At 32.9% G+C, this 12,032-nt stretch carries 7 protein-coding genes; 1 reads left to right on the forward strand and 6 read right to left on the reverse strand.

Annotation, left to right across the window (positions count from 1 at the left end; genetic code table 11):
- The first annotated feature begins 53 nt into the window (after positions 1-53).
- Positions 54-1,832 carry a 30S ribosomal protein S1 gene (rpsA, locus tag LPC20_RS08340; RefSeq protein ID WP_229324370.1) on the forward strand — a complete coding sequence of 593 codons (1,779 nt, stop codon included), beginning with the start codon at positions 54-56 and terminating at the stop codon, positions 1,830-1,832.
- A 138-nt stretch (positions 1,833-1,970) separates the two neighbouring features.
- Here rpsA and pheT read toward each other — a convergent pair whose 3' ends face one another.
- From pheT to LPC20_RS08370, 6 genes are all read right to left on the reverse strand, one after another.
- Positions 1,971-4,391 carry a phenylalanine--tRNA ligase subunit beta gene (gene pheT, locus LPC20_RS08345; protein ID WP_229324372.1) on the reverse strand — a complete coding sequence of 807 codons (2,421 nt, stop codon included), beginning with the start codon at positions 4,389-4,391 and terminating at the stop codon, positions 1,971-1,973.
- 96 nt (positions 4,392-4,487) lie between these two features.
- Positions 4,488-5,504, reverse strand: a complete 1,017-nt coding sequence (locus tag LPC20_RS08350; protein ID WP_229324374.1) for a proline iminopeptidase-family hydrolase — start codon at positions 5,502-5,504, stop codon at positions 4,488-4,490.
- Between the two features lie 16 nt (positions 5,505-5,520).
- The gene (locus LPC20_RS08355; RefSeq protein ID WP_229324376.1) at positions 5,521-6,384 is read right to left on the reverse strand and encodes a bestrophin family protein; all 864 of its coding nucleotides are present in this window, start codon (positions 6,382-6,384) and stop codon (positions 5,521-5,523) included.
- 9 nt (positions 6,385-6,393) lie between these two features.
- A complete protein-coding gene (locus LPC20_RS08360; RefSeq protein WP_229324378.1) occupies positions 6,394-7,710 on the reverse strand; it encodes a TolC family protein in 1,317 nt (438 codons plus the stop codon).
- Position 7,711: 1 nt separating this feature from the next.
- Positions 7,712-10,807 (reverse strand): efflux RND transporter permease subunit, encoded by a 3,096-nt coding sequence (locus LPC20_RS08365; protein ID WP_229324380.1) that lies wholly within the window; start codon positions 10,805-10,807, stop codon positions 7,712-7,714.
- A gap of 34 nt (positions 10,808-10,841) precedes the next feature.
- On the reverse strand, positions 10,842-11,897 hold the full coding sequence (locus LPC20_RS08370; protein ID WP_229324382.1) for an efflux RND transporter periplasmic adaptor subunit: 1,056 nt from the start codon (positions 11,895-11,897) through the stop codon (positions 10,842-10,844).
- Positions 11,898-12,032: the final 135 nt, after the last annotated feature.

Genomic DNA, 12,032 nt, shown 5'->3' on the forward strand with positions numbered 1-12,032 from the left:
TTCTTTCGCTTTCAGAAATCCGAGAAAATACAGAATACAAATTTTTAATCAGCATGTCTGAACAATTAAAATCACAAGAAGAGTTTTTAGCAAATTTTAACTGGCATAACTTCCAAGAAGGAATTGATGCAGTAGATGAGAAAAACTTACAAGAATTCGAAGCACTAGTTTCAAAAACTTTCATCGCTACAGATCAAGAAGAAGTAGTAGAAGGTGTAGTTGTTAGAATTACAGATAGAGACGTTATCGTTGATATCAATGCAAAATCGGAAGGTGTTATTTCTTTAAACGAATTCCGTTACAATCCAAACTTAAAAGTAGGTGACAAAGTAGAAGTATTAATTGACATCCGTGAGGATAAAACAGGTCAATTAGTATTATCACATAGAAAAGCACGTACTATCAAATCTTGGGACAGAGTTATTTCTGCAAACGAAACTGGTGAAATCGTTACTGGTTTTGTTAAATGTAGAACTAAAGGTGGTATGATCGTTGACGTTTTCGGAATCGAAGCTTTCTTACCAGGTTCACAAATTGATGTGAAACCAATCCGTGATTATGATGTTTACGTTAACAAAAACATGGAATTTAAAGTAGTTAAAATTAACCACGAATTCAAAAATGTTGTTGTATCTCACAAAGCGCTTATCGAAGCGGATATTGAGGTTCAGAAAAAAGAAATCATTGGTCAATTACAAAAAGGACAAGTATTAGAAGGTGTTGTTAAAAACATTACTTCTTATGGTGTGTTTATTGACTTAGGTGGTGTTGATGGATTAATCCACATTACTGACCTTTCTTGGTCAAGAATCAATCACCCAAGTGAAGTGCTTGAATTAGATCAAAAATTAAATGTTGTAATCCTTGATTTCGATGATGAGAAAACAAGAATTCAATTAGGATTGAAACAATTAAACGCTCACCCATGGGATGCTTTAGATGCTAACTTAGCTGTTGGAGATAAAGTAAAAGGTAAAGTAGTTGTAATCGCTGATTACGGTGCATTTATCGAAGTTGCTGAAGGTGTTGAAGGTTTAATCCACGTTTCTGAAATGTCTTGGTCAACTCACTTACGTTCTGCTCAAGATTTCGTAAAAGTGGGTGATATCGTAGAAGGAGTTATCTTAACTTTAGATAGAGACGATCGTAAGATGTCTTTAGGTATCAAACAATTGACACAAGATCCATGGACTGACATTACTTCTAAATACCCAGTAGGTTCTAAACATTCTGGTACAGTTAGAAACTTTACAAATTTTGGTATTTTCGTAGAATTAGAAGAAGGAATCGACGGATTAATTTACATCTCTGATCTTTCTTGGACTAAGAAAATCAAACATCCATCTGAATTTGTAAATGTTGGTGAAAAATTAGACGTAGTAGTATTAGAATTAGATGTTGACGGACGTAAATTATCTTTAGGTCACAAACAAACTACTGCTAATCCTTGGGATCAATACGAAGATTCATTCGCTGTTGGAACTATCCACAATGGAGCGATTGCTGAAATCGTTGACAAAGGAGCTACTGTAGAATTTGGTGATGATATCGTTGCTTTCATTCCTACTCGTCACTTAGAAAAAGAAGACGGTAAGAAATTGAAAAAAGGAGAAACTGCTGATTTCAAAGTAATTGAGTTCAATAAAGAATTCAAAAGAGTAGTTGCTTCTCATACTGCTATCTTCCGTGAAGAAGAAGAAAAAAATGTGAGAACAGTTTCTGAAAATACTTCATCTGCATCAACTAACAATGCACCTGCTGCAACTTTAGGAGATAACAATGATGTATTAGCTGCTTTAAAAGCTAAAATGGAAAAAACAGAGAAAAAATAATTCTTACGTTTTTATAAAGTAAAGCCTCACAGTAATGTGAGGCTTTTTTTGTTGGCAACATTAAATTTAAAAGTCTACAAATAAAAAACCCTACATCATTTAAAGATGTAGGGTTTTTAGAATCTATTCGATTAAAGTTTATCTCAAAACTGCACCAAGTTCAGTTTCAAAATTCTTCTGTAATTTGTTCATGATTTTATCAATCTGTTCATCAGTCAAAGTTTTAGAGTTGTCCTGAAGAATAAAACTTAAAGCGTACGACTTTTTCCCTTCTGACAAATTATCACCTTGGTACACATCAAATAAATCAATATTTTTTAATACCTCTTTTTCTGTTTGTTTGGCAATCTTATAAATACTTTCATAAGTTACCCCATTGTCAATTAGCAATGCTAAATCTCTTCTAACTTCAGGATACTTTGGAATTTCAGAAAATTTAATCTTATTCGAAATTAATTTTAAAATAGTAGCCCAGTTAAAATCGGCATAAAAAACCTCCTGTTTGATACCAAACGATTTTAGAATTGATTTCTTCACAACACCAATTTCAACGACTGCATCTCTTCCTATACTTAGAGCAATTCCTTCTGAAAAAATATCAGAAGTTAAGGGTTGAATTTGTGTTTTCTGAATGCCTAATCGTTCTAAAACAGCATTGACATAACCTTTGAATAAGAAGAAATCTGTTGGTCTTTGACTAGTAGTCCATGATTCTTGATTTCTATTTCCCGTAAGGAAAAGAGTTAAATGCTTTATCTCTTCATAACCAGAAGGGTAGTTGTGGTAGGTTTTTCCGAATTCAAATAATTTTAAATCGGTATTTTTTCTATTGATATTGTATGAAATAGCTTCTAATCCAGAAAACAATAAGGACTGACGCATAGTTGCTAAATCACTACTTAGCGGATTTAACATGGTTACATTATGTTCCTCTTGTAACATTTCTGAAAGTTGAACATAATTGGCGGTAGTTAATGAGTTGGCCATCATTTCATGAAATCCTTGCGAATTCAATTGTGTTGCTACCACATTTTGTATTTTATAGTCTTCTGTTCTTGGAGAATTTGATACTGTAGCATTTACTTTATTAGAAAATTGGATGTTATTATACCCGTAAACTCTAAGTATTTCCTCAACTACATCAATTTCTCTTTGAACGTCAACTCTGTAAGCAGGAATAGTTAGTCCTAAACCTGAATCAGTAACGCTGTTTATTTTAATGTCTAAAGAAACTAAGATTTTTTTAATTATATCTTTAGGAATTTCTTGACCTATAATTTTAGCTACTTTATTAAAATTTAGAAAAACACTAAAATCTTCAATCTTTTTTGGATAAACATCAATCAAGTCGGAGGTTATTTCTCCACCTGCTACTTCTTGAATTAATAAGGCAGCACGTTTCAATGCATAATCTGTAATTGCGGGATCAATTCCTCTTTCAAAACGGAAAGAAGCATCAGTATTCAATTGATGTCTTTTAGCGGTTTTTCGAACGCTTACAGGATTAAAGTAGGCACTTTCTAAGAAAATAGACGTTGTGCTTTCTGACACACCCGATTCTTTTCCTCCAAAAACACCAGCAATACATAACGGACCATTTTCGTCACAAATCATGATATCTTCTTCGTGCAAACTTCTTTCTACATCGTCAAGAGTAGTAAATTTTGTTCCAGAAGCTAATGTCTTTACTATTATTTTGCCATTTATTTTATCTGCATCAAAGGCATGAAGAGGTTGTCCTAATTCATGTAAAACATAATTAGTAACGTCTACTATATTGTTTTTCGGATTTAATCCAATTGCTTTTAAACGATTTTGTAACCAAGTAGGAGATGGTTTTACAGTAATTCCTGAAATAGTCAAACCACAATATCTCGGAACTAATTTATTTTCTTTAACGTCAATATCAATTTTTAAGGTACGTTTATCAACTCTGAAATTGGTAACCGATGGTGTAATTAACTCAACATTAACGCCACTTTGTAACATTCCAGCACGTAGATCACGAGCGGTACCTAAATGACTCATTGCATCGGCACGATTGGGGGTTAATCCAATTTCGAAGACTTGGTCATTTTCAATTTTAAAAACTGTGGCTGCAGGCGTTCCTGGTTGTAAGGATTCGTCTAAAACCATAATTCCGTCATGACTGTTGCCAAGACCAATTTCGTCTTCAGCACAAATCATTCCGTGACTTTCTTGTCCACGAATTTTACCTTTCTTAATTGTAAATGATTCGCCTTCTTTATCGTATAAAATTGTACCAATAGTGGCAACCGGTACTTTTTGTCCAGCAGCAACATTAGATGCTCCACATACAATTTGAACAGGAGCTCCATCTCCTAAATCTACGGTAGTTATTTTTAGTCTATCAGCATCAGGATGAGGAATACAAGTTAGAACATGTCCAACTACTATTCCTTCTAGACCTCCTTTAACAGATTGGTACTTTTCTACCATTTCTACCTCCAAGCCTAAATCGGTAAGTAATGCAGCCGTTTCTTCGGATTGCCAATCTATTTTAATGAACTGTTTTAACCAGTTGTATGATATTTTCATTTTGAATTATTTACAAGAACGCAAATATAAGGATTGCTTGTTGGAGTAAGAAACAATTTTATGATTTTTCAGTAGTTAATATAACAAAAAAGTGTCTTAGTTACTTTTATTTAAAAAGGCAATCAAACCTTTAAAATAGGTTTTTTGATCATCGTAAAACGCCATATGACTTCCTTTTGAACAAAATAAATAGGTTCCGTTTTGAACTAATTTTGACATTGCTGACATGTGATTTGGATCCATTGTGTCGTATTTTGCTCCAATAACTAAGGTAGGAATGGTAATTTTTTTCAAATCGGATTTTCTATCCCATTTTTCTAATTTTCCAGAAATACCAAATTCACTTGGCCCTTGCATAGTCACATATAACGATTGATTCATTTTAGCAAAAGAACGATTTACCGGTTCTGGCCAATCTTTTGAAGGAAAACGAAGAATGTGTTTTTCATAGAAATTAGGAATTAATAATTCCATATAGCGTGGGTTGGCAAAATCTTTCGCAGCTTCAATTTTATTAATTTCTGCTAGCACTTTTGGATCCATTTGTTTGGCTAATACTTCGTCAGCATATCTACCATATTCAGGACAACTCGACATCATATTGGAAATAATCAGACCTTTCATATTGTGTTGGTACTTCAACGTATATTCCATTGCTAAAATTCCACCCCAAGAATGTCCTAATACATAAAAATTTGATTCGTCTAAATGCAACGCTTTTCTAACTTGTTCTACTTCTTCGACGTAACGTCCCAAATCCCAAAGCGCAGCGTCATTTGGATTATCTGAGTTACCGCAACCCAATTGATCATAATAAATTATTTCAATTCCTTCAGCAGGCAGAAAATTTTCAAAACACTCAAAATATTCGTGTGTAGCTCCAGGTCCACCATTAAGAAGCAATAATTTAATTTTCGGATTGTTACCAATACGTTTTGTCCAAACATTAAATGTTCCTTTTGAAGTAGTGATTGGAATTACTTTTACACCACCATTTTGAATACTATCGTTTGACTTTTCAAAATATACAGACGAATTTTCTGAGACAATTTTTTGACAAGAAACAAAAAACGAAAGAAGTACAACTAAAAAAAATGTAGCAAATGTTTTCATAGACTAAAAATTGAGTTTATAATATTTCTTCAATATGTTTCTTGATATTTTCGGCGATTTTTTTAGTGGGTAAATCATTAGCATCTTGACCAAAAGGATCTTCGATTTCTTCTGCAATTAATTCTAAACTTGCCAATACATAGAAAATAAAAACTACTACTGGAATTACAAAATATCCTAAACTAAATACATAACCAAAAGGCAATGTTAAAACATAAATAAAGATAAACTTCTTTATGAAAGCACTATATGAATAGGGTATAGGCGTATTTTTTATTCGTTCGCAAGCACCACATATGTCGGTAAACGATTGTAATTCGCTATTAATTATAATTAGTTGGTCTCCCGTTATTTTCTCAGAAAGATACAAACTATTTACTTTCACGAATAATTTATTGGCTACTTGATTGGGACGGTGTTTGTGGTGGTCAATTTCTAAATCGACATCATCAAATAATTGTTTCCCTGTATCGCTATCATTTAAATGTTTTCTTAGAATAGTAGCATAATGCGGAATCATTTTTTTAAAAAATTCACGATCATTGTCATCCACTAACATAGCGTTAAGTTTTATTGCTAAATTACGGGAACTGTTCACTAATCCTCCCCATAATTTCCTTCCTTCCCACCAACGATCGTAAGCAGTATTGGTTCTGTAAGCTAACAATAATGAAATAACAAAACCCAACATTCCATGCATCATAGAAATATTCTTCACATGACTATCATCAGGTAAGTGCCAATATTCAATTTCAAGATAAGCGATAATTCCTGAATAAATTCCAATAATAATCATAATTGGAATTAATTTCCTGAAAGTGTCTGCTTTGCTAAAATGAAAAATAAAGCTAAACCAATCTTTTGGGTTGTATGAAGTCATGAAAATAGATTAGTCTAAGTTAATTATACCTGCTAATTCTTTTAGTACTATCTCTGATAATTTAGCTTGAAATTGTGCATTACTATTTCTCACTTTAGCATTCACATAATTCAATTGTGCAGTTCTGAACTCTAAAGTTGTAATTGTTCCAATCTTGAATTTATCTAATGTAATATCTAAATTTTGTTTAGCGTATATTTCATTTTTATTTTCAATTACAACTAATTGATTGTTGGTTAAGTAGGTTTGATAAGCTGCGTTTAGCTGAGCTTGCAACTCTAACCTTTGTGAATTTAATGTAAGTTTAGAATTGTCTAACATTATCTTAGCAATCTTTTCATTTCTATTTTGATTCCAACCATTAAACAAATTGAGAGCAGCGTTAAATCCATAATTAAAACCTCTTGCCGATGTTGCTGCAGCAAAACCAAGACTTGCTTGTGTTTCACTAAATACATAGCCTGAACTTAATGTGATAACTGGATAACGATCGCCTTTAATTTGTTTAAGTTGTAATTCGGCAACATTCTTTGACAATAATAAACTTACTAATTGTGGGTTCTGTTTTTCAACTAAATCAGACAATTCGGTAAGTTTTAGATTTTCATCAACTTTAATTTTTTCGATTACATTGAATTGGGTTTGTAGATCTCTTGCTAAAATCTTATTTAATAAAGTTTTAGTGTTTTGAAATACTTCTTGCTGCTTTAATAAGACAACATTATCTGTATTTAAATCTACTTGAGCGTTGAGAACTTCTAATTTAGAAGCTTTACCAATTGCAAACCGATTTTGAGCTAAAGCCAATCTTTGATTAGAAATTACTAAAGTAGAGTCCAACGCTTTTAATTGTTGTTGCTGTTGAACCAAATTAAAATAAGTAGATGATACCTCGCTTAACTTTGATATAATTGTTTGTTGAAGTTGAGTAGATCCTAGTTTTTCAAGTTCTTTTAACTGTTCTAATCGAGTAAACATTTTAAATCCATTAAAAATAGTCCAATCTAAACTTACACCATAATTTAAACTATTATTCAATGCGTTATCTAATGCATTGACAACACCATTTTGTAGCGTTAATGTACTGTTTTGAACTCTATTGTTTGCAGCTACGGAGGCTGTCAATGTAGGAAGCATTCCTGCATTTCCAATAGTAGAATTAGTTTTTGCAATGTTATAATTGTTAGAGGCAATTTTTATTTCAAAGTTGTTCTCTAACGCAATTTTAATAGCATTTTCAATAGTTAAAACTTCTTGCGAATAAGAACTCGAAAAAACAGAAAATACTATTAAATAGAATATTTTGATTCGGTGACAATTTTTCATTTTATTTAATTTCTTGTTCGTATTCAGCAATATGATCAAATTCAGGATAATGTTTTCTGGTTTTAGACCACATCATATATAAAGCTGGTATAACGAATAATGTTAGTACAAGGGAGAAAACAGTTCCTCCTACAATAACCACTCCCATACCAATTCTGCTAGTAGAAGCTGCTCCAAGTGATAGTGCAATTGGCAAAGCGCCCAAAGCAATGGCTAAACTAGTCATTAATATTGGTCGAAGTCGGGCTTCTGAGGCTTCTAAAATAGCTTCTAATTTTGGTTTTCCTTGTTCGCGTAGTTGATTGGCAAATTCCACAATCAAGATTCCGTTTTTAGTAACCAAACCGATTAACATTACGGTTCCAATCTGGCTGAATATATTCCAACTTTGGTTGAACAACCATAATGAAAATAAAGCTCCTGCCACTGCCATTGGAACAGTTAAAATAATAATTATTGGATCTATAAAACTTTCAAATTGAGCAGCTAAGATTAAGAATATTAATAATAAAGCCAACCCAAAAGCGAAACTAGTATTGGAACTACTCTCAACAAAATCTCTTGATTCTCCTCCTAAATCAGTAGTAAAGGAATCGTCTAATACTTTGTCTTTAATTTCGTTCATAGCTTCAATCCCATCTCCAATACTTTTTCCTGGCGCTAAACCAGCTGAAACTGTAGCAGACATAAATCTATTATTATGATACAATTGCGTTGGATTACTTTGCTCTTCAATGGTAATGACGTTATCCATCTGAATTAATTCCCCTTTGTTATTTTTAACAAACATTGAGGTCAGATCCAATGGCTTAGAACGGTCATTTTTTTCAAATTGTCCAATAACTTGATACTGTTTTCCGTTGCGTAGGAAGTATCCAAAACGCTGTCCACTTAATGACAATTGCAATGTTTGAGCTACATCAAGTACTGAAATACCTAAACTTTCTGCTTTCTCTCTGTCAATGGTAACATTGATTTCAGGTTTGTTGAATTTTAAATTCACATCCGTAGTGGAGAAAGTTTCATTCTTAGCTGCTTCTTCCATAAACAAAGGAATTTTTTCTCTTAACTTTTCAAAATTAGAAGCTTGAATAATATATTGGATAGGTAATCCACCGCGTCTATTAACTGCAATTGTTGGTTGTTCGATAACTGATGTTTTTGCTTCGGAATACCCACTTGTCCATTTGGTTAGTTTTTCAGCTACTTCTTTTTGAGACGCTTTTCTTTCGTTGGGTTGTAATAACGAAATTCTAACAAAACCACTATTTACAGATGAAGCATTAAAACCAGGTGAAGTAATCACTAAAGCTACTTTCTTTTCCGGAATAGAATCGTCAACTAATTTTGAAATCTCTTGCATAAAACGATCGGTATATTCATACGAAGAACCTTCTGATGTGGCTACACGCAATACCATTCCGCTACGGTCATCGTAGGGTGCGGTTTCTTTTTTTAACAAATTGAAGAACAGATAAATTAATCCAAAACAAGCTATTAAAATTGGGAAACTCAACCACTTCTTTTTCATAAAACGGGCTAAAGAATCAGCATAGCCACTGTTTAATTTTTGAAAATACGGTTCTGTCAGATTGTAAAATTTCGACTTTTCTTGCTTTCCACCTTTCATCAAATACGCATTCAACATTGGTGTTAGCGTAAGTGAAACAAAAGCAGAAACTAAAACGGCTGCTCCAATAACGACTCCAAATTCCCGGAACAAGCGTCCCACAAAACCTTCTAAGAAAATTACTGGTAAGAATACTGCAGCTAAGGTGATTGAAATCGAAATAACAGCAAAAAAGATTTCGTTGGAACCTTTGATAGCTGCCTCGATTGGACTCATTCCTTCTTCTACTTTTTTGAAAATATTTTCGGTTACTACAATTCCGTCATCTACAACTAGCCCTGTTGCTAAAACAATAGCTAATAATGTAAGTACATTTATAGAGAATCCAAACAACCACATAATAAAAAATGTAGCTATTAAAGAAACTGGAATATCAATTAAAGGTCGGAAAGCAATGGCCCAGTCTCTAAAGAATAAATAGATAATTAAAACAACTAACAAGATTGAAATCCCTAATGTTTCTGCCACTTCAATAACCGATTGTTTTACAAAAACGGTATTGTCAATTACAATATTTAACTTAATATCTTTAGGAAGTTCTTTTTTAAAGCGTTCAAATTCTTTGTAAAATGCTTTCGCTATATCTAAATAATTAGCTCCTGGTCTTGGCACAATAGCAACCCCTACAAGAGGAACGCCAGATTGCATCATATTAGTTTCCACATTTTCTGGACCAATTTCGGCTTTTCCAATATCACTAAAACGAACAATTTTATCTCCTTCGGAACGAATAATGATATTATTAAATTCTTCTTCTTTTGAAATGTTTCCAATGGTTCTCACCATTAATTCGGTATTGGATCCCGTTATTTTACCAGAAGGTAATTCTACATTTTGTTTTACAAGTGCATTTCTAACTTCAGAAACTGTACAACCATAAGAAGCTAATTTTACAGGATCTATCCATAAACGCATAGCATAACGTTTTTGACCCCAAATTTGAATTCCACTGACTCCTGGAATAGTTTCTAATCGCTGACCAATAACATTTTCTGCAAAATCACTTAACTCTAAAGCATTTCGTGAATCACTTTGAACTGTCATCGAAATAATCGCATCACTATTAGCATCCGCTTTTGATACAACAGGTGGCGCATCGATATCTTGAGGTAAGTTTCGAATAGCTTGCGACACTTTATCACGAACATCATTTGCTGCTTCTTCTAAATCTTTGTCTAAGTTAAATTCAACTGTAATGTTACTACTTCCCTGAATACTGGACGAAGTAACATTTCGAATACCATCGATGGAATTAATCGCTTTCTCAAGTGGTTCTGTAATTTGTGACTCGATAATATCAGAGTTGGCTCCAGTATAATTCGTACGAATAGAAACTTGTGCAGGATCAATGGACGGGAATTCTCGAACGCCTAAAAAACTGTATCCAATTAAACCAAACAAAACAATAGTTAAGTTGACAACAATAGTAAATACAGGTCTTTTTATGCTTAATGTAGATAAACTCATTTGTGTTTTTTTAGAAATGTAAATTAGCTGATGCTTATTTAATCTTTACTACGATAGGAGATTCGTCTTTTAATGACATCACTCCTGAAGTTAATACAGTATCTCCTGCTTTTAAACCTGATAATATAAGTATTGAGGCATCTGTTCTCGTAGCTGTTTCAACAAGTACTTCTTTTGCCATTCCTTTATTAGCAATAAATACTTTTTTTCCGTTTTGAACAGGAATAATTGCTTCGGTAGGAATAACTACGGCGTCTTTAATTATGTCTAAAGGAAGTTCCACATCTGCAAAAGTTCCTGGAAATAATTTACCATCTTTATTACTTGCTAATGCGCGAACTTGAAGGGTTCTTGTTGCAATTTCGACTTCTGGCTCAATAGCATACACTTTGGCTGAATACGATTGATCTGATCCAGATACTTTAAATGATATAGTAGCGTTCTTTTTAACTTGAGAAGCATATTTTTCTGGAATAGAAAAAGTAATTTTTAATTGACCACTATTCACCAACTTAGCTACTAAAAGAGAAGGAGTAACGTAGGTTCCAGGAGAAATAGAACGCAATCCAATCTTTCCTGAAAAAGGAGCACGCACCGAAGTTTTTTCTATTTGGGCTTGAATCAGTTGGCTTTGCGCTTGAGTAGTTTTGTAATCGGCACGAGCCACTTCATATTCTTCCTGACTAATAGCTTCTTTTTGGAGTAATAATTTAGCTCTTCTTTCGTTTTCGGCAGACAAACTTTCTTTGGTTTTAGCTTGCGCCAATTGCGCTCTAAGTTCAATATCATTGACTTTGAATAGTAGTTGTCCCTTGCTCACATTACTTCCTTCTTGAAAATAAATAGCAGTTACAATTCCTGAAACTTCAGAGCGAATCTCCACTTGTTCATCGGCTTCAATTGATCCTGATAACGCTAAATTATTGTCAAATGTTTGCAAGTTAACTACATAGCCACTGACAGTTATAGGTTTTTCTTCTTTACCTTTGTCTTTTGGACCGCCATTAGAACTGTTCTTTGTAATTCTGTAACCAATCAATCCTACTAAACCGATAATTAATAGGGAATAAACGAGAGTTTTTATTTTCATATTTAAATCTTGTGTCAATTTTACGCAATTAACAAATTTATAGCTTTGTGTTTTATAAGAGACATTTAATAACCATTAGTTATTAACTCTTTTTAAAAAGTTTTAACATTTAAATTGCAATTCAATAGACATTAA

Origin of the sequence: Flavobacterium ammonificans (assembly GCF_020886115.1) — a bacterium.
GTDB classification, from domain to species: Bacteria; Bacteroidota; Bacteroidia; order Flavobacteriales; family Flavobacteriaceae; genus Flavobacterium; species Flavobacterium ammonificans.